Source organism: Paenibacillus sp. V4I5 (genome assembly GCF_030817255.1).
GTDB lineage: Bacteria > Bacillota > Bacilli > Paenibacillales > NBRC-103111 > Paenibacillus_E.
Genome location: NZ_JAUSZB010000001.1, coordinates 58,245 through 78,646, shown reverse-complemented (window position 1 = coordinate 78,646; position 20,402 = coordinate 58,245). Strand labels below are relative to the sequence as shown.

17 protein-coding genes are annotated in these 20,402 nt (G+C 42.0%); 5 read left to right on the top strand and 12 right to left on the bottom strand.

Annotated features, from left to right (window positions below):
* The first annotated feature begins 41 nt into the window (after window positions 1-41).
* On the top strand, window positions 42-530 hold the full coding sequence (locus QFZ78_RS00360; RefSeq protein ID WP_307544372.1) for a hypothetical protein: 489 nt from the start codon (window positions 42-44) through the stop codon (window positions 528-530).
* A gap of 336 nt (window positions 531-866) precedes the next feature.
* Here QFZ78_RS00360 and QFZ78_RS00355 read toward each other — a convergent pair whose 3' ends face one another.
* A complete protein-coding gene (locus tag QFZ78_RS00355) occupies window positions 867-1,316 on the bottom strand; it encodes a hypothetical protein (protein WP_307544369.1) in 450 nt (149 codons plus the stop codon).
* A 346-nt stretch (window positions 1,317-1,662) separates the two neighbouring features.
* Here QFZ78_RS00355 and QFZ78_RS00350 point away from each other — a divergent pair, with 346 nt between their 5' ends.
* Entirely contained in the window at window positions 1,663-2,028 is a 366-nt protein-coding gene (locus tag QFZ78_RS00350; protein WP_307544368.1) for a PadR family transcriptional regulator, read from the top strand.
* On the top strand, window positions 1,985-2,809 hold the full coding sequence (locus tag QFZ78_RS00345) for a permease prefix domain 1-containing protein (protein WP_307544366.1): 825 nt from the start codon (window positions 1,985-1,987) through the stop codon (window positions 2,807-2,809). Before QFZ78_RS00350 ends, QFZ78_RS00345 begins: the two co-directional genes overlap by 44 nt.
* A gap of 538 nt (window positions 2,810-3,347) precedes the next feature.
* Here QFZ78_RS00345 and QFZ78_RS00340 read toward each other — a convergent pair.
* The 11 genes from QFZ78_RS00340 to QFZ78_RS00290 form a co-directional block, all read right to left on the bottom strand.
* Window positions 3,348-3,743 carry a hypothetical protein gene (locus tag QFZ78_RS00340; protein ID WP_307544365.1) on the bottom strand — a complete coding sequence of 132 codons (396 nt, stop codon included), beginning with the start codon at window positions 3,741-3,743 and terminating at the stop codon, window positions 3,348-3,350.
* Window positions 3,730-4,497 carry a hypothetical protein gene (locus QFZ78_RS00335; RefSeq protein WP_307544363.1) on the bottom strand — a complete coding sequence of 256 codons (768 nt, stop codon included), beginning with the start codon at window positions 4,495-4,497 and terminating at the stop codon, window positions 3,730-3,732. The genes QFZ78_RS00340 and QFZ78_RS00335 overlap by 14 nt, the downstream gene beginning before the upstream one ends.
* Window positions 4,498-4,891: 394 nt before the next feature.
* Window positions 4,892-5,611 carry an AP2 domain-containing protein gene (locus tag QFZ78_RS00330; protein WP_307544361.1) on the bottom strand — a complete coding sequence of 240 codons (720 nt, stop codon included), beginning with the start codon at window positions 5,609-5,611 and terminating at the stop codon, window positions 4,892-4,894.
* A 131-nt stretch (window positions 5,612-5,742) separates the two neighbouring features.
* Window positions 5,743-7,143 (bottom strand): hypothetical protein, encoded by a 1,401-nt coding sequence (locus tag QFZ78_RS00325; RefSeq protein WP_307544359.1) that lies wholly within the window; start codon window positions 7,141-7,143, stop codon window positions 5,743-5,745.
* A 21-nt stretch (window positions 7,144-7,164) separates the two neighbouring features.
* Window positions 7,165-8,418 carry a hypothetical protein gene (locus tag QFZ78_RS00320; RefSeq protein ID WP_307544357.1) on the bottom strand — a complete coding sequence of 418 codons (1,254 nt, stop codon included), beginning with the start codon at window positions 8,416-8,418 and terminating at the stop codon, window positions 7,165-7,167.
* 10 nt (window positions 8,419-8,428) lie between these two features.
* Window positions 8,429-9,988 carry an AAA family ATPase gene (locus QFZ78_RS00315; protein ID WP_307544355.1) on the bottom strand — a complete coding sequence of 520 codons (1,560 nt, stop codon included), beginning with the start codon at window positions 9,986-9,988 and terminating at the stop codon, window positions 8,429-8,431.
* Window positions 9,989-11,521 (bottom strand): hypothetical protein, encoded by a 1,533-nt coding sequence (locus QFZ78_RS00310; protein WP_307544353.1) that lies wholly within the window; start codon window positions 11,519-11,521, stop codon window positions 9,989-9,991.
* Window positions 11,522-11,577: 56 nt separating this feature from the next.
* A complete protein-coding gene (locus QFZ78_RS00305) occupies window positions 11,578-12,546 on the bottom strand; it encodes a hypothetical protein (protein ID WP_307544351.1) in 969 nt (322 codons plus the stop codon).
* Complete coding sequence (locus tag QFZ78_RS00300; protein ID WP_307544349.1) at window positions 12,530-13,429, bottom strand: S1 RNA-binding domain-containing protein; 900 nt, start codon at window positions 13,427-13,429, stop codon at window positions 12,530-12,532. The genes QFZ78_RS00305 and QFZ78_RS00300 overlap by 17 nt, the downstream gene beginning before the upstream one ends.
* Before the next feature lie 29 nt (window positions 13,430-13,458).
* Entirely contained in the window at window positions 13,459-16,464 is a 3,006-nt protein-coding gene (locus QFZ78_RS00295) for a type IV secretory system conjugative DNA transfer family protein (RefSeq protein ID WP_307544347.1), read from the bottom strand.
* Window positions 16,452-18,317, bottom strand: coding sequence for a replication-relaxation family protein (locus QFZ78_RS00290; RefSeq protein WP_307544344.1), 1,866 nt, complete (start codon window positions 18,315-18,317; stop codon window positions 16,452-16,454). Before QFZ78_RS00290 ends, QFZ78_RS00295 begins: the two co-directional genes overlap by 13 nt.
* A 908-nt stretch (window positions 18,318-19,225) precedes the next feature.
* Here QFZ78_RS00290 and QFZ78_RS00285 point away from each other — a divergent pair.
* Together QFZ78_RS00285 and QFZ78_RS00280 are read left to right on the top strand one after the other, a co-directional pair.
* Entirely contained in the window at window positions 19,226-19,765 is a 540-nt protein-coding gene (locus QFZ78_RS00285; RefSeq protein WP_307544342.1) for a hypothetical protein, read from the top strand.
* Window positions 19,743-20,348 carry a hypothetical protein gene (locus QFZ78_RS00280; protein ID WP_307544340.1) on the top strand — a complete coding sequence of 202 codons (606 nt, stop codon included), beginning with the start codon at window positions 19,743-19,745 and terminating at the stop codon, window positions 20,346-20,348. The genes QFZ78_RS00285 and QFZ78_RS00280 overlap by 23 nt, the downstream gene beginning before the upstream one ends.
* The last annotated feature ends 54 nt before the right edge of the window (window positions 20,349-20,402 follow it).

Here is a 20,402-nt window from a genome sequence, read left to right as displayed (position 1 = left end):
AAAGGAAAGAAAGTTAGATTTCTGAGGGAGTGTAAATAGGATTGAAGACAGAAATGGGAGAATTAATTGTAGGTGCTTACCTTAAACAAATTGAAGGATGCGATTTTGTTGAATATAACGCACGACCAAGAGGCGGGGGAATTAAAGGTTTAGATGAATTAGACGTAATAGGCATGAATTTTGCCACTAATACAGCCTACTTGTGTGAAGTCACAACACATCTCCTAGGAGCTTTGTATGTTGATAATAAAACTACGGTTGAAAAGATATCTTCAAAACATCTAAAACAAAAGGAATACGCTGAAACATATTTAAAAAACTTTGAGAACATTCGCTTCATGTTCTGGAGTCCATATGTTCCAATTGGGTACATAACCAGAGGTTTGGAGACTTTGCCTGATTTAGAATTAATTATTAATAAAGAATATACTAGTAAAATTAATGAACTTAAGTTCTTGGCAAGAAAAACTACAAATGATTCAGGCAATGATTTCTTTAGAGCCTTACAGATTATTGAGCATTTAAAATAAAATAGCCGATTTCATCCCCAAGTAACATAGGAAGTTAAAGCGAAATTAAAGTAATAGGTCCTTCTTCGAAACAACATCATTGAAAAGGGTATTTGGCTTTTCGAATTTTTAAGCCTCAGACTTCGAAAAATATAATCGAAACAGAGGCAGCAGAATATGAAATAAAGTCATATAATGCCGTTGTTTTATTGAACTATCGTATCCGTTAGTTTAACGACAAGAGCAAGTTTCCGAGGCGTCCCTCTCTCAGGTATCTTTTCCGCTATCGACCCCAAGCCTTAGCTTTGCGATCAGCGAGTGAAACACCAATAAACGCCCCACAATGTTAAACAAAACCTATTTTTGCTTTGATTCTGTTATGTTAAAAGTCCCCGTTCCCTTATTAATATGGTTTCCTTCGAGCCAATCCACTTCTACCGATACAGGTATATTAATCGGCAGTTCTAATTCGGATAACGTTATCTTTTCATTCGGATCTAATTTTGAAACAACGGTTTTTGAATCGGCTTTTACAGTCTTACCTGAAAGCTTTTCTTTTGTATCCACTCGATAATATATAACTACACTTTCAACAGGAACACTCCCTGTATACATAAATTCAATATCGTAACCCTGTTGTCCTAGAGTATTGATTTTTGGAATCATCACTAATTTCCAATTTTCTAAGCCATTTTGATTCGTAAATGCTGTATCGACGGAGAGAATTTTAGAATCTTTATTATCATTATTTTTTGAACAACCCACAATAAATATGATACATGCCATTATGATCAAAGATTTTCTCATTACATCATCACCTCTTTTTTCTTATACGAAAAATAAGTAAAATTGTTTCATTTTTCCAAATTCAAATACGAGTTGAGAATGAGCAAATCTTCCCATTAGCTGAGAACAGTGCTACCACGTGGCAGCCCTTTCGGTGTTAAACTAACGTTCTTCGTTAGCTGAACGCCCCGCATGTATATCTAATGGTAAGGGTTAACAGTTTTTTGAGCAATCCATTATGGCTAAGTTGGCTTGGCACAATTAAAAAAACAACTAGGAGCGATGTAACAAAAAATACTATTTACTTACTGATGGTATCTTGTTAATCTATATACATAGAATTACAAAGTATATGGAGGTGGCATAATTGCAAAAAGAAATGCTTAAAGGTTACATAGATGCTATTATTCTTTCAGTTCTGAGTAATGGGGATGCTTACGGTTATGAAATTACTAAAATCGTAAACGAAAGAACCCAAGGTCTTTTTGAGTTGAAAGAAGGTACTCTTTATCCAGCATTGAAACGCTTAGAAGCTAATTCATATATTGATGGCTACTGGGACGAGAAAACTACTCCTAGAAGGAGATACTATAAGATTGGTGAAAAAGGCAAAAAAAAGTTGGATGAGAGCAGATTATCATGGCAACAAAATACAAGTATTATTAACATGTTCTTAGGAGGATTATCTGATGCAAAGAGTAAGACAATTCTTGGAACAAATTTTGCAATATAGTTTTTTATCAAAACGCGAAAAAGCAGAGTGGCAAGAAGAAATGGAATCTCATATAAACAGTTCAGCTTTATCTTTAAAGGAAAAAGAGGGCATGGGAGAAGAAGAAGCTGTAAAAAAGGCAATAACAAAATTCGGTGAGCCAGAGCAACTCAGAAAGCAAATAACTAAAGAGATGTTTGGATTAGATATCAAATTAATTGGTATTATATCTGCGTGCTTTCTCATTTTGTTTATATTTTCCGCAATCGCACTCCCTAGTCTAAGGGTATTATCACCCTCCTTGATGCTTGCACTGTTACTTAGTGTTGTTACCCTAATAAAAACAAGAAAACGGATTGACCGTATTCTCATACCTGTTGCATTTACCCCATTTATCATAGCTTATTTAACAAATATTTTATTTCCTCATGAAACATTCAATTGGTATTTATCATTTTCTATAACATATTGGTATCCAATGAACCTATTTGGAGCTATATTCCTAGCCTTGTTTGGTCTTGGATTGTATTTTGTAACAAGAAATCAGTTTATAAGTTTGCTACCGTTAATATTTTCTGTATGTTACAATGTATGGCACTTAGTCAGGCATTCCATAAAGTTTCTCTATTGGTCGGCAACGGATTCACCAATTATTGCGAAGTATGGATTTAGATTCCTATCTACTACAGCTGATAAGCAACTTATAGATTTGTTAATAAGACTTTTAATGATTGTATTCCTCATAACCATAATTCAAGTATTTAATAGATATGTCATAAGAAAGGCTTCACCTGTCACTTGAATAAGTTTCAACTTGGTTCATTCCTTTCATGTCATTAGTTAAGAGACGTCAAAGAATATTCTAACGTTATGCCCAAGACCGCCGCTTTATATGGCGGTCTCTTATTTAAGAAAACAATAACTATTATGTTAAACTGCCCGTTTACTTCAACAGACAAAGGCAGCCGATCGTGTGCCGGCTGCCTTCATGGCTTGATTGAACTATAGTTTCCCGTTAGCGTAACGCGGCTGCCATTCCACGATGACTGCCTGGACAAACATATCACATTTTTCTGACATTAGCTCGAACAAACAAACCGTAATCCGTTTTACTCGAGAGGATGCGATCTTTGACCGAAAGAAAGTTTTTGACGTTTAGAATCATTTTGTCCGAAGCTTTTCAATAACAGAGAATATCTTCTCCTCGATCCCTTCTCTACCGGTAATCGAAAGTAACTCAAATCGAGTAAACAATGTCTCCGTGAGCCACCAATACGTATTTTCAGGCTTCTCCTTACGCATTGTCCCCCGCGTGAAACCATCCTCGGTCTCTTCAAATATCATGTACTCTTTGTTTCGAGTCCCCAATGCTCATTTACCGCTGGCAGCTTCCCCCATCCAGTTAATGTCTTGTACACATATTTCACCACTGTAAGAGTGGGGAATGAATACCCTTCGTCGGACAATGTGACGTCTACACCATAGATCGGCCCGTTGTGTAACCCACCTGAGCCAGGAATCTCTGGATCCTCTTTTAGTTGGTACAGCTTAATAAACCCGCCGACCATCCATCCAGTAATATCGTTATCAGATTTATACCGGAGAAATCTCGGGGTAATAGTGACAAACCCCGCTCGGTTCGCGATTTCATCTAGGTCTTTAAACATCCGAGATAAATTTTCATACGTCCGCTGGATTACCTTGACTGCATTCGTTATATTCTCACCGGTATTCATACGCTTGTCCCTCCTGAATTGGTAAGGATAAATAACTATAACCTTTATTGTATTCATAATACTTGTTTGCATTTACGGATACCGAAACAGCATCGAAACCATTAAACATCTCGAACCCTTTTTTCCTCAGTAGGTCAATGATATCTTCAGTTGCCAAGCACTGATAACGATCCGCCGGCGGTTGTGCTTCTTCAAGTGCGTGTAATACATTTTCCCATGTAAGTAAACCAAAGAAGACTTCGTCCCGTATAAGTTTCCTTCGTACAACGTCTTGATACACTGTGACGCCAATATCAGCCGGTGCCACGAATAATAGCATGCTCCCTTTCCCCAATTTGGGGGCATCACCCAGGAGCGACTGGTACCTAGCCAACTGATTGTCGCTCTCCATCCATACCTCGCTGTCTGACAAATCCATATCGTCGTCTGAGGAAAGACCGCTCCTGTATTTTACCTCTATCCCAATCATAAGCTTCGGGGCTTCGATGATCAGGTCAATTTCTCCGTTTGCATGACGCGGCCAGAAGTAATAAATAAGCTTACAGTCATCAGAAATCTCTCCCAATGCCGATCGAACGGTATCACGATGTGATTCGTTTTCAAAATACGCTTGTGATAAGATCGGCTGCAGCCCCATTGTATATGGAACATACCTCAATGTTCCGAACACGTTCCCGGTGAGCTGATCCTCCAGTCTCTCGTGGAGATTACTACCGGTAGAAGATATCTTGTTGTGGATTTCAGCAATCATCATTTTGTCCCCCATCGGCAGTAGCCTAATATCTAACGAAGCTGATTATAGCAGAAATTCCCTGATGCCGGTTTTGTCAGGGGATAAATGTTCGTTTTACATTCTACTGGCGTTCCCCGTCTACCCTTTTCGCTTTTGCTCCACACTACTCACCCTTAATCTTGAACTAGGTATTCAACAAACATTTTCAAAATAAATTATTTATTCCATCCTTGTGAATCATTTCACACCTTAAATATATTAAAATAACTGTCTTGACATCTTGTAGTACCATATCGAAATCGTTAGGAACTTCTAACCAGAAACTAAGTTCATGTCATTTTGAGCTAGTCAATTACAACCACAAATTTAATTCCGGCCCATTTGCGAAGACCTTTCTTAAACAACTGCTTTTTTTTCATGGCAGTTCATTTAGCCAAGCAAACTCTCCAAAAAGCTCAATAGCCTTAGTGTTGTATGCTTTTGCAGCATCTATGTCAGTTTCAAATGTCCCTAAATTATAACGCTTATTATCTTTACCTATAGACGCGATCCATCTTCCTCGTCGCTTCGAAACCCCTTTGTAATTAGAATACCTTTTATTCTTGCTTACTTTTCGATTAAAAACAATTTGTTGTCTATTTGCAATTTTTAAATTCTTTTTTCTGTAATCATGCTTACCCTTTTCGATAAAAGACACGCACGTACCAACTGGTGGATGCATGATTAAATTATGCATTAATATTTCTGTTCTTTCCCCGTGAGTTATTATTGTTGTACTCGCATAGCCAGCACCATCAATACGCCAAGTATACTGCTTTAAAATATCATAATCATCGATATCTACTTTAGCATTAACTTCTAAACTCAAAGGAATCCATCTAAAATCAGATTCATTATTTGCGCTATTTAATTCATGCATAAGATTTTTCTTATCGTTCTCTTTTCTTGAGCAGCCACAACTAGCACTTATTCCAGACTTTAAATTACTCGATCTAACAGAAATTTTCATTCCGCAATCGCATTTGCACAACCACATAGGTTTTAGAGAATTTCTTTGCAATTGTGTTTCAAAATCCCTTTCCAAAACGGTGAGCTTTCCAAATTGTTTATTGGTTAAGTCTACAAGCTTTGGCATTAGAAACGCCCACTTTCGATTAAGTTCGTTTCATTTTATTAGATATTCTCAACCGATAGAGCAGGTTGAATTAGCTCTGTAACCACAACTGCGTATTTTGTGGGTAGTTTTATGTCGTTTGACTCTGATCCCTACAACAAAGCCAGATCAATAAGGGCCTTACGTAAATCATGTGGGATTGGATTTAGATTTCGATTTGGCCCCAGCACCATTCGAGCTTTTGCTCGAATCTGTTCAAGGGTGGGTTTTGTGATACTGGATTTCCTTGGGCTTAAAATTGAATGAATTCGCCTAGCTTCCGCAGCCGTCATCTCCAACGTTATCTTCTCGACCAAGGAAGCGATCTCCACAGCAGGCAAGCCAAAGACCTTGGTTGAGGCGGTTGTAACGGATCGGGGTTGTAAAGCAGTTGTAGGTACAGTTGTAGGAGCTCGTCGTGTAAGGTTAGCCGCAAGCTCCCTCTGACGTTTCATTCTCTCCTCATACTCAGCCGCCTCCTCCCTCTTTCGCTTTAAAGCTTCCAGTCGATCAGCCTCACGTTCTGCAATAGCCGCCTGTTCAGCCTCATACTGATGGGTTAGCCGCTCAAGACATGCCCTCATATCTTCTGTTTCATCTAACCCCCACCACTGGAATTCGTCCAACTTTTCGGAAAGGGATGTTGCTTTCTCCAAAGAGATAGACGCTCGGTGGATATGGTACCCAAATTTCTTGTTTGTCGGAATGAACCTTTCTATCCATGCGCGACCCTCACTCGGGTCTATATAAGCGAGGCTAAATACATCCTGCGCTTCCGGAGTGAGACGTTGCTCACCAAATGACTTTACCCCGAACATCTCACGGAGAACAAAGGATGCATCAAATGTTTCATAAAATTCCTTCACAAAAGCGCTCCACTGTTGGTCAACACTTGATTGAATTTTCATCTGAGATTCAGCTAAGTAGAGTGATACGATGGAACGATCAGGTACATCAGCGATCCAATCGGCATTTATAAAATAAAATGGCCTGAAGCCGGCTGCCTGGTACGTAGATGTACGTTTAGAAATGTAATTATTATACGTGTTGTCCTCACGTTTGCCAGTCACATAATCTACCGACCATTTGGTGCCATTCGGAAACGTCAATATGAAGTCAGGTACAATCTTAAGGGCCGAACGATACATATACCCTTCTTGAAGAATAACACCGCGAGGTTTCAATTGCCCCTCGAGATAGGCACGAAGGATGGTACGACCTACTCGATGCGTAAGAGTGTTCTCGCCACTTCGAATCCGGTGAATATATTTAGTGTAGTTCTCTGCACTGGGACACCGGTCTCCATGATGCCGAAAATGAGGGGATTCTTCTCGAAGAACAAGCCTTACAGGTTGATTGCAGCAAAGGCATACAAATGCATCCTTCTGGGAATGGATGCGGTATTTGTCTTCTAAGGAACGAACGATAGTTTCTCTGGAAGATCCATCTGTAGCCTGCTTAAACCATTCTTCTGCGATATTAATTTCCTGATAAACAAGTTTGGCGATCTCCATATGGTTCTCCCGAGATACTGATTATATTTTTTCTAAGTATTTATCAATTTCCCGTGTAAAACTGTCTCGTCCTTTGCATGTAAGAATAACTAAGTTCTCGGGATTTTTACTCTGGATATATTTTTGTATGCGATGCTGCGTGTACGTCCTAATATAAAATATGAGGTCAGCGCGCCGGATTGGTCCGGCAAGGAGATGAATATTGGTTTCATCGTCGGTAGCAGGAAAGAATTCACCAAACCCACCTCTCTTTGCTATCTCCTCTTCGTACATCTGCTTTTGATCGCGGTGTCCCACAACAAGTACATGCTTGCCAGCAAGAGGCTTCGGCTGCACAGCGAGAAGTGCTTTATATTCATCGGTAACCCGCTCCTGCTCTGATAAGAGACGCTGCAGCAGTTCGTTGTGTTCTTCAAGCTCCTTAATGCGCCGCAGAGCCTCTTCCAATTGCTCCTCTGCGGATTGATTGACCCGCTCCAGTTGTTGCTGCAACTCTTCAGTTTGTAGACGCTCGAATTCATAACGCTCTTCAAATTCTTTCGCTTTTTGGAGAGCCGTAAGATGAGAGGTCATTCCCTCCGCCTTGCCGCCAATACGGCCGCCATAGACGAAATAATATCCATTTAAGATCTCTGTTTCATAGACCGCCCAATCTAAGGGCGTGAATGAATCCATAAGAAGGGAGGCGTCTTCCTTACGATCAAGTATGACACACGATTCATAGACAGCTATCTTATTGACTGCCTGGGCATAAATCTTATGTTCAGGAGAGGTCTTCCCTTGTCGACGGAGAACTTCATAGAATTCAAGCTTCTGTTCGTTGCCAAGGTTATCTAAGAAACCCTTAAGATTACCAAACGCCCCTGTGAGACGGTCGACTACTCTTTTACTTGCGCCGGCTGCTAAGTGAAGCAGATATTCACGAATGACAGGCTTCGTTACGCGAAAGAGGACTTTCTCCAGTAGAATATTCTTCCAATCGGACTTCTTAAGCAGCTTGTCATGAATGGTTATTCCCGCACCGCGGGCTATATCGCTGAAAAGCTTCTTATCATCCAAGCTGATTAAATAACCGGCAATACACGAACATAGGAGCGGGTCAAATTCGCCAACCTCTTGAAGGGTAAAAGCAACGAATTTCCTTCGTTGCATGGCACGGTCCTCATCCTCGTTAATCATTGCTCTTAGGGATATCCCCATAGCGGATATGGACTCAAGGGTAGTAAAGTAATGTGCCACACTGGGGTCTACCTGTATATAGCGTTCAGGAATCATTGCGCTCTCCTTAAACTTTTTCAATATCGTTTCCGTCAATCATCATGAAAGTTTCACGGGAGAAATCAGTTTCATTCACGAGACGATGCGATTGTAACCGCAAAGATTTTTCATACAGGTTGCGGACATAACGTCCATTCCCGAACTGAGAATCATGGCGTACTTCATCAAAGATAGCTCTCATCTTTGAAATGGCTACCTCTGTTAATTGATAATCCGACTCTGTGTACATTCGAGACGCGATCTCTAGCAGCTCGTCCGTATTATAGTCTGGAAAATCAATGACGTTTGGAAATCGGGATTTTAATCCAGGATTAGTTTGTAGAAAATCATCCATTTCTTTACTATAGCCGGCTAAGATGACAACAATACGATCACGATTATCATCGATTTCCTTAACTAAGGTGTCAATGGCTTCCTTACCAAATCCATTCTTTGAGTCAGCATCTGATGCAAGAGAGTATGCTTCATCAATAAATAAAACGCCATCCAGCGCGCTTTGAACGGCCTCACGGGTTTGTATCGCCGTTTGCCCGACGTATCCGGCCACCAACTTAGATCGATCCATCTCCGTAAGTTTTACCTGTGGGAGATATCCGACACTGTGCAAGACCTCAGCTACAATTCGAGCAAAGGTTGTCTTCCCCGTACCCGGATTCCCTTTAAAAATCATGTGCACCGTTTGTGTACTCTGAGTTGCAAGACCCAACTCTTTCCGTTTCTTTTGCACAGTAAGAAAGGAATATAAACTGCGGATAAAATCTTTCACTGTTTTCAGACCGATAATACGATCCATTTTTTCAAAAATAACGACAGGATCTTCAGGAACAGAATTGGATATTTGACCATTCTTGTTAAGGTTAAGCTTGTCCGAAGGTAGTTCTATTGTCTCCTTACTCCTATTTGGAAAGACAATATCCTCGATCTGGATTGAAAAACGGGAAACAATCGCATGTTGGAAAACTCCATATTCTGTGTCGGTGTAAGAATAGTATTTATGCTCACCGTTAACCATTGCTAAGAGATCATCTCTATAGACACGCATTAATTCCGACAAGGCCATCCATTTGATAGATGGTAACTCATTAACAATGGATGTAGCTATTGAGATAAATTCATCATTAGATCCATTAAGATCTATAAAATAATCTGCGGCATTCATCAGACGCCCAAAGCATCGAAGGAGTTCAGGATCATTATCAACGGCTGCTAACGCTCTAAAATACTGAATTTTACTCATATTGAAGACTGCCTGATAAATGCTTCTGTTTTTCACAGAAGGCTCCTCGAGTTCAAGATGGGCCAACTCATCGAAGAGTGAAAATATATCTTTTGGAGAACAAATAGACTCAGTTCTTAAATAATACTCTTCTAAGGTTTGCCAATCATAGGACTCTAAGTTGTCAATGTTCTGTAAATGTACACTTCTATTGATTAATTCTTCCAGGTACTGTAGACGTCCCGAAACGATCTCATCACTAAGCAAATAACATGAATCTGCATTCTCCTCCTCTAGGAGCTTTTCGACGGCGCTTTGAGCATCTGCAAAATTTCTAATCATCATCCCCATTTATGCCGTCCCTTCGTCGATCTCGACTTCCTTATCATCTTGTGTAAACCAAGCCCCCATACGTTGCCATAAGCTACCTTTCTTCCGGGCCCGAAGCTTTTGCATGACTTCTTCACCAAGGATCAAGTCCGCTAGTTCATCCATGACCTCTTTCATGGCATTTCGCTTCTCATCTCGAATAAAGCTAGCTTTCCAGAAGGAGTCCCCTTCCATGTACAACTCAAATAGTTCAGTCATGGCCGGTACATGGGTAAGGTTGTTTACGCTGTAGATCGATTTAATCTCTCCAGAGTGTAAACGTTCCAGGCGAGGAGTACTCTTATTCATAACAACATGAAGCTTATCATAGTAACGGTGAAGGTGCTCCTTAAATTTAGAATGCTCCCTCTCCGTCCGGACCACATCATAGCCTCCTACCGCAATAATGTGGTCCGCGCTGCGAAGCAATATCTGTACGCTGGGATCATCATAATCTGTACTGACATCACATAATAAAACGGACAGATTACGGCTGTACGCCAGCAGGTGTGCTGTATCGGTTTCCGTCCAACCATTCAGATCGTCCTTCGGTCCACGAATGATATATTTGACGTGTTCATGAGTGAATACTTCCGACCACGCAGGGAGCTCCTCGTTTCGAAGCACGGTTTCGTGCCAACTCTCCCAAACAGGCAGATCGATCGGTTGTTTTTGTTTTTGCTTCACGATCGCTTCTTTACGGCTGATGTATCCTTTACTTCCGTCAAATAATCCCCAAGCATTGATAATCTCGAACCAAGCGGAAGGGGCGATTGGTGATTCTAGGACACCAACATCTACTTGCAGTTCTGAAACATACTCGGCCAACATGCGTGTCAACAGAGATGAACCCGCTCCTTCGAATAGTGAAAGGACAACTACACTCCGTGATGGGACTCGTACCTGCTCAACGACAACCTGCTTCTCAACTATTCGTTTTTCAACAATCTTGACTTCGGTTTTAACTTCACTTTTCGGTTCAGCGGGCGCTGGGCTTAGCTTCTTCTCCTGTTGCGGGATATGTGCTTGTTCCAAGATTTCCTCTGGAGAAGAGTTTTCTCGTTTTCGTTTGCGTAGTTGCTCCGTAGCTTTCTCCTGCTGCTTGCGAAACCGCTCAGTAGAGTCAAATTTCGGAGGATTCAGGAGTTGCTCTTCCCATTCAGACGAAAGCTTACCTTCATTAAAAATATCGGTTACGCCTTGAAGTGCAAGCTTTGCCAGAAATAGATCTTCTTCCGGGCGCTTACACACAAACACTATGCGCATATACATGTCTACTCGGCGTAGCTCCTCGATAATGTCGAGCCACTCCTCATCTGTTTCCTTGTCGCCAACTAAATCTTCTCCAACAATAACCATATTGGCAGCAAGTTCAATAACCCGATCCACAAGTTTTTTCCTCACCATAGCGACGCCAGCCACGCGGCCGACACCTGTTTCTTCAACAGCTTCTTTAATAATTTCATTCATGCCTTCCGTACCAAAACCGACAACGATAATCTGTTCTCTAGCCAAACTTACACCTCCATCGAATATGAAAAAAACCGCCGAGGGAAAGCTCGGCGGCAGCCTTACAGAATATCCATATTAAGCCGCTGCAGCTCAACTTCCCCTTCTCGTTTACCTTTCCTTGCTACAAAGAAGGACTTTGGAAACTCATCTAAGCATTCATCGGGCAAAAAAACTTGAACAAAGGAATCCGACATAAAATCAATGGACCCAACAACTGCCTCGATCGCTTCTAGGGACCCTACACTCCATACAACCATCGCAGCACCAGGTTTAACCATGGGGAGCTTACCGTCATTTTCTTGGACCATTTTTTCATACATTTCTTGTTTTTTCTGCATAAGTCGGAGCGGGTTAGATTTTTGCGCCAACCGCTCTACATACATAGTAAGCGGCCCTTTATCCGACTGTACAAAGAACTGACTAAAAGGGCGAATTGGATCACCTTTGGACCAGTTGGGGGCGTAAACCACTTCGGCATACTTGCCTCGTTCCTCAAGGATCATACGGAGTTCGTTGACCGCACATATAGAAAGCGAGTAGCTCTTGTACTTATGAAGTTGCCACGGCTCTAGGAGCTGCATGCCATGCATCATCGAATAAAACAGAAACGCTCCCTGTCCTAGCATCCATACGTGTTCTTTTTCTGGTATACCATGGCGATTGAACCAATATCCGTCGAACCAATCTAGCTTCTGTAGTGTCCTTAGTCGAGAGCCTATATGATGAGCCTTTTCAAATGAATTTGCAGCAAGACGCCGGATTTGACGTTCGGTTAAGCAGATCCATTCTTGGAAGAACTTCGTCAGGATGAGGTCTGGAGGACCAATTTGGCCAGCCGTTACGCGATTTACAATGGTTTGAAAATGAAGGACAGACGGCTTCTCACTCCGTTGCGCGGAAAACTGTAACGTTGGATCATCTAAGGGCGGCAGGCTGCCATCCTGCGCCCTCCAAAGATCAGAATACTCCAACGCCGAGGAGATAGCTGCTCCACTATTCAAGCTATTCAAATCAGAAGCCACTGCCAAATGCGCCTGCTGTTTGCAGCGTAGGGTCAATTCGGTAAATCCGCGCTCTTCCGACCCGTTTGATCTTATCTAACGAAGTAACCTGTGCTTGCACACGAAGCCCAAGAGGAAGGCCATAGCGGAATTGTTGACTTAGCGGATACTGAAGATTGCCAAGAATGACAATACCCGTTGACGCGAGCTCAATCAAATAGGTGTTAGGGCCATTTTGCGTCTTTGCCACAACTTTCGCTAGGATATGATCCCCGACCGAGTGGTATTGCTCGATCTGGTCCCATTTCTGAGAGCGGTATTCTTTCTGAATTTCTTTTCGGGACAACCGGAGACGATATTCAAAATCGCTATCTGCACCTTCATCCCCGTCTTTGTTAATCTTTTCAACGGCCATTACCTTAAGTTCTACTTCTCCGCCAATCATGACGACTTCTCTTAAATCTGTGATACTGTTTAAGTCCCACTCTCCAGGAGGCACCATGCAGGGGACGCCTTGTACCTCAACAAAAACGAGTTTTGAATCGTTTCGTACGCCTGTTACGGTACCACGTACGATGTCCCCCTCCTTGACGTTCTTCAGAAATTGATTTTGAACGATCGGAATTGCCTGAACTCGGGAAACGATCGCTACACCAGTCTCGCGGTCGATATCCGTAACAAGGAATGGTACAGGCGTACCCATAAAGCCTGTAAAACTCGAAACCTTTCTTGTAGTAAATTGTTCACGGGAGCAATATACGGGAACGCCATTGAAGTTGATGACAATGACGCTGTCTTTCACTCCTTTGAGCGTAACTGGCTTTACGTCTGCTACAGTCCCCATTTGCACGTATTTACGAATCATAGATTCTCGAAGTATTTCTAAAATAGCATCGTTGTTCATCAACATGGAAATTAGACTCCTTTATCCCTTAAGAATTATTTTTTCTTCCTGTTCTGCTTTTGGATCATCCGCGCAATAAATTCATTGTTAGGTGGATCCGCTATATTGTATTTATTAATAGGTGGCTGTTCCTGCTTTGTGGGCTTACCTCGCCTAGCCGCATTAATTTCCTCATCACGTTTAGGGTTGGCTATTGTCTGTGTGGCTTCTTTCTTTGATGGAGTATCATTTTTCTCAGTTCCACGATCCTCAGAAACTATCGCTTCACTCGGCGTATTCTCTATTCTTTCAATTGTAGGAGTTGAAATAGAAAGTTTCTCTTCCTTCATTGGATCTTCTTTCGTTGGAGAAGGCCCGCCGAATAGAAAATCACTGGCTTGAATAATTGGTTCTGCAGATAGAGGCGCCGAACTGGGAGCTTTCGTTTCCACTACATGAGTCGGATTAGACGCTGCCGAGTCCTCTCTTTTTTCCTCAATGGTCACTTCTTCTTTTTGAGAAGCTTGTTTTTCAATTTCGCTGTATGCGGAAGGCTCTGAACCAGGGGCGAGAATAATCTCCGGATCTATTGTTCCAGTCTGCCGCTGTCCACTTACGAGTTCGATTTCAGCGAAACGTCTCCTCGGAACATCCACTTTCGGAACTTCCTTGAATGACGGATGACCGATGTATTCAGGTTTACGCTTAATTTCCTGCGTCTCGGTTGTGGCTGCTGCTTCCGAAATATTCGAAGAGCCATCACTTAAACTGGTAGAGGTACTTTCACTTTGACCTGGCAGCCGAATTCCTTTTTCAGCGTCGTCCTTAGATTCAGCACTATCTTCGATCCAGTCCATATCGAACTGTTCGTCCTCTTTAAGGGCAATTCGCCAATGTTCCATAAAGGAATTGAGCGCGTCGGCTTTCAGTGCCTTATTCCACTTGTCGGCCCGACCGAAGTCAACAAAGTCACCCATTGCTTTAATGGCTTTTTGCGTACTTCCTTCAACAACTAGTCGAATATAAGAATATTTGAACTTGTTATACATGATGCTATCCGACGTAACAAGCTCCATCTCCTTACGAGTAGTCGTTTCAGCAAAGGAGTAGTTCGGACTGGTCATATTCTCTGGTGTTATGCTTTCACGGCGGGAAAACTCATCTACTACCGTCGTACCGAAAATCTCTGACAACTTTTCTGCGTCATATTTCCCGACACCGCCGTAAACGATGTAGTTACGAATTGTACCCATCATTCCATCCACGAAGCCCCGACCAAGTTCAATATCGAACTGAGAGAGCGTTTGTGTAGCAACAAGAGGTGCATACTTATACTTACGACCCTGGCTTGTCAGTTTCAGGAACTTGGCATTCATATATTCAAGGAATTCATCCGCATACGATGAGATCAAAGGTCTTGTCTTTTCTTCACCTTTTCTCCGGAAGACCGCGTTCTGTACAGACATGTACACTAGTTTCCCGAAAGGTGAACTGACATCACCTAATTCTCCGTTCGCCGTATTACAAAGCAGGATACCCCCGCGACCCATCAGCTTATCCAGATCCACACGGTTTTCGCCAAGAAGGACACGTGCACAATAAGGATTCTGCAGCAAGTCGGCGATTAGATTACGGGTGGTTCGTGTAAACTCAAACTGCTTGTCCACATATTTGATTTTCCCTTTGTGAGGACCATCGTTAAATCTAACGAACACACCTTCGCGAGTCTTTTCCGGTTCAATACCGTCATTTCGGAACCATTGAGCAGTACGACGAGCAAGCATCCAAAAAATCTGCCGATCCCGAGACATTTTGGCGACAATTGCTGGCTCAGGAAGACGCCGTTCAAGTTCTTCAACTAAATCAGCTGTATAGCGAGGGTCTTGGTACATCTGGTCAAGATCGAGAAGTGTACATTCGTTCTTCTTGATGAACTTAAGTAAGTATACATACGCTTTAAGAACGGTACGGCATGATTGGCGGAAAAAGTCATCGCTCGACTCACTCATACTATCCAGGACGGCAGTCAATGTCTCTGCTACCTGAGATAGCGGACCAACCATACAGTTGAATCCAGGCGTATCCGGATTCGATGGATCAAGGTAAACAACAAATTCTTCGGGAATCCCGTGCTCGAGTGTAAGCTCATACGCTTTATCACAAAGGTCTTTAGCTGGTTCAACAATGATACTCCCGATCAGATGATTACCCCAAGCCTTCTGGAATTCCGGCGTTCCATATCCATACTTTTTAACGTAAACCGGAAATGCATTAATGGCTCTCTGTAAGTGGTCAAGATCTTGACGGAAAGCTTTGATGATTTTCAAGCTCGTTTTACCAGATCCCGGTGGACCAATCAGCATGGTACCAAGCTGCCTAGAATCTCCCGTAAGTACGACCGGTGTTTTTGAATCAGCCTCTAGCGCAAGCACGATGTCAGGCATTACGTTAGCGCGCTCATCTCCAAACCTTCCGATCCATTTCCACTGGAACTTGTAATTCTCAAACCATTCCTGCAATACGGGGTCGGAACGATATTCGCCGACGATTTTTATCCAGTAACGAATAATTGCGTAGGATGGAAGCAACAGCAGGAACCACCCCATCATCTTGAGCCCACCTGGATGGAGATACTCCCGATATTCTGGAGTTTTCACCCAACCATCGAATTGCCATATGATATCGTACCCAATTGGCTTTACATAAGCAGCCGTGACAAGCATCGCTAGTAATGTGAACGTCCCCCACGTATAGATGAACGCAATCGATCTTCTCAGAACAGAGCTATTCGTTAATTTCACACGAGTGCTGAATAACCAGGTGCCATTGCAAAGGATTCCAGTAAAAATCAGAAGGCCGATCGGTACAGTAAGCGGTGGTTGATAGAATGGCATGAGTGGTGAGAATACAAACAACATTCTTCCCATTTGCTCATGTGTCAAATTTCCGTGACCAATGATAAATCCCATCCACATTCCCATCGTCGACATTAAGATGAGCCAAATGATTATGAAGCCGATACAGAGTGCAATGACTGGTAAACGTTTGGTCAGAACGGCCATGACGGCACCTCCCCCCATTTCACACCGGTTCGTCGGTCATATGTCCTCTGATGTGCAACACGTTTATCCTGCCGGATATCCTCAAGAGTTAGACTAAGTACTTCCATGTTTGCGATATGCGCGTCTGTATCAATATCGCATCTATCAGGATATACCAGCACACATTTCAAATCGGGAATTTTGTTTCCTATTAGATGATTCACCTTAATTTGTGGATTCACCCAATGAGGTAAGGCAAAATAGAAGGCGATGATCTTACCCGCTCCCCTATCGATCAACCCTACATCTGGGAGTCCAGTTTTTATCGAGTATGTAGCCCAGTCCCGCTTCGACATCATCGTATAGGAAGGGAACAGAGTCTTCCATGTATCATCCGACACATGAAAGTATGATTTAAGCTCTCCTTCTGCAGATATGTATTTTTCAGTCGTAGGGGTGAGCGTACTTTCCCATCCAACCAACATCTGCAACGTATCGGAAAGCAGTTCGTCTTTGATTGCCTTTTCTGCAGCCTCTGCAATGGTTCGAAGTCTGATTTTGTTTTGCCGACTTTTTCTTTTTGCCTGATCGCGTTTGTCCTCGTCGACTTTGACCTTACCCATCGAACCCTCAGCGACCACGAAGGCGATGCCTTTCGGAAGGGCTGGCAGCACGGATTGAATTTTCTTGAACTTTCCTTCCAGCTGCGTTGAACTCATGGTGCCTGTATCCGACTCCACGGATATTAATGGCTGGTAGTATTCTTTTACAATCCGGTTGTCCTCTTCGTTCCGTGAGTTGACTGGTACATTTAAGATATCCTTTCCTAAGTTCCCGCTCCTGACAAGATCGTTGTAATACTCATTTGGTTTGAAGATAACCCAGTCAGGTCGATATGGAACTTCGGGCTTCTCTCCTTCTTTATCGACAGGTGCCGGATCCAAGTAAAGGAAGCGGCGCCACTCAGAACTAGGAAGATAGACTTCTTTTCCCCAGAAGGAACCCAAGAGCGCGCAAAGGAAAGCTTGTAAAACATAATGGTGGACATCTTGATCTCTGATTAGGAGGTCTTTGTAAAGGTAATGCTGTTTGGGCAACTTATCCGTACTTGAGACTTCTTCATCATAGAGAGAGATATCCATAACAGCTCTGGCATAGAGCCGAATTCCAAATGAAGATAATGAATAATGAATTGGAAAATCGCCTTTTTTCTTCGCTAATGTGAATATGTATTCCCGCTCGAAAACACGGTAGTTGTTCAGCTTGTTCAACAGATATTCAAAGGACTTCTCATTCTTACTTCTGAAGAACAAACTCCGGATCTGGCTGCTGGTTAGACGACGATGGACGTAAAGCGAATGGAGAACCATGGCTGTTTCCGTGTTTTTGAGAACTAGATGGACAAGTTCTGCTTCTGTCCTATCTATAGGTTTACCACGGCGCACAACTGCGTTGTTTCGTCGCTTTAGTTTCTTCCCGCTCCCCTTATCGTCGGAATCGCTATCTTCTGATAAGGAATCCTTCTCTTCCTTGGAATTGCCGTCTGACTCCGTCAGCTCAGATTCGATATCATCTTCCGCAGCTCTCTTTTGATTGGTTGCTTCCTTAATGGTGGAATCTTCGGATTCAGGGGCAATCTTTGTTCGGGTGGATTCCTTTTCACTACCAGAAGATGTCTCGTGTTCGTGAGTCGGATGACCTATAACACCCGCTCCTGTTTCAGTAATATCAAGGGATGGCTTAACATTGGGAAAAGGTGTCTCTTTTGATGTAAAAGGATCAAACTCTGCGATAGGTAAGCTTTCTTCCTCTTCTATTCCGTAAGTATTCTGAACTGAAAGTAAATCCTCATTCTCTAGATGGCTTCCCGCCACGGTAGGGTACCTCCCTTCTCTACCAAAATTCGACATCTTTCATAGTTCTAAGATACCATAATCTAGGATACGTAGGTAGCTTTTTTTGGAAATTTTGATAGCTTGTTCGTAACTGAGAAAACTAGGGTCAAAAATAAAGAAATCTGTGTGCAAATCAGTGCATAGTTAGTCGCCCGCTCCACGCTCTGATAAGGTGCCCGATTTACTTCTTTGAATGTGTGGATAAAACGAAGAAAAATCCCTTATTTTAAAAGGGATTGTGGATAACACTATAGAGTGTTTTTTATATAAAAATGATTAATATTTCATTAGGAATAAAACCTGAACAGTAAACCTAAGATTTAAACCTGAGAATCTAACCTAAATAATTAACCCTAAATTTGTAAAAGCTTTATTGGTTACGAACAATCTAGACGAATGGGTATGAAGTCCCCCCTAATCATACATCCACCCCAGTAACATTCACTCATGAAGAACTCATTTGTTTCTGCAAGCAGTCATCAGTTCTGCTTCAGATAAGGCTTCATCAAAATTAAAATAAACTATCGATAGTTTAAATTAAACCATCAATAGTTTATTAATTTGTCTTATATATTCCTGGATGACTATTTCTTCGAAGAAGCAACTTTCGGCGCCCCTACCCTAGTTGAACTTTTTAACATTGCAGATGCGAGTTTCATGGCTTGTTCTTTTGAAAGTTCATTTGATGCCAATATTGGCACCTCCCCCGTGATTAATCCTATTATCCATGATTGACTATTTGATTAGAGATTAAACATAAGGATCATGTGTTCTAACACCATGGTCCTCCCCATATACTTGTCCTATAAGATGGAATAATGGAATTGTGGAATTATGACCGTAGACATAATAGACCTATTTATCATAAATAACGGGAGGGAAGAGGATTGAGCTCAAGCCTAAACGCTATATTACGACCAACGGATCCTGTTACAAAGAAACCAGGATCGGAAATGAATGAACATCGTAAGAGTGCAAATATTTCTGAAACGAAGCAGGTAATTGATGTACCAAAAGTCAAACCCACATCCCCACCGAAGCATCGAACAAGGAACGAACGAGCTGATAAGAAAAAGGATATTAAATTCCCCGTAACGCCGGCTCAACGCGAAGAATTAAGAAAACTGGCCAAGGAACTTCGGATTGAAAATAAGGATCCATCGAAAAAATATGAAACAATCTCTAATACGCATGTCCTAAAGAAGGCGTTAGAACAATACAGTATCTTTCCGGAAAGGTATCCTCCACTCGTCTACAGTGATACCGGCCAGTACATGCATGCTGAACTTCTTCTGAGGGATTTTGATTATATTGAGGAGCTAGCAAGAAAGATGAATTTATCTATTCGGAAGACCGTTTATCGACTTATTATGAACTACATTCACAGAGGGGAGGTTGATAGTGATGCGTATCGAGAAGGCCGGTGACGTAGTAACAGATAGATTAAGAAAACTGGGTGGAATATCCTGGGGAGACCTATTTTCACGGAACAAACGATTCGTAAAGATTGAGGTGCGAGCGGAAAAAATTGATATCGATCGAGCTGCAGTCTTCATTAGTGATTTGAATAAAATTACAAAAGGAGCCTTTGCTGAACTGTCGATAGACCATTTGATACACTTACTATATGATGACTTTTTAATGACTGTTCGGGAAAATATGACTGATGTAAAGGTCGATGCAAATAGCATTACTCAAGAAGAAGTTGTCAAAAGCCTAATTGATAAGCGCAAAATTTACTTCCCCCGAACGAAACGAACTGAAGTTGGCGAGTACTCTCTCGTTCGGAAGAAATGGCTTATTTACGATATCCACTTACGCAGGGATGCAGCTCAGAGAGGTGATGTTTTCTTGAATGATGCGGCATCCGAATACCTTGATTTCGAAATGTCCCTTGCCGAGTTGATTTCCATTCTTTTTGTGGATTTTGTTGCTCAGCTGCGTAAGGGGAATCAAAAAATGCTGATCAATGCGCTTTTAGATCGCTTCTATTCACATGATTTTGATTAAAGGATTATTCACTTCGAAAGTGAAATTGTTCTGAAATCGATCCTAATTCAATTT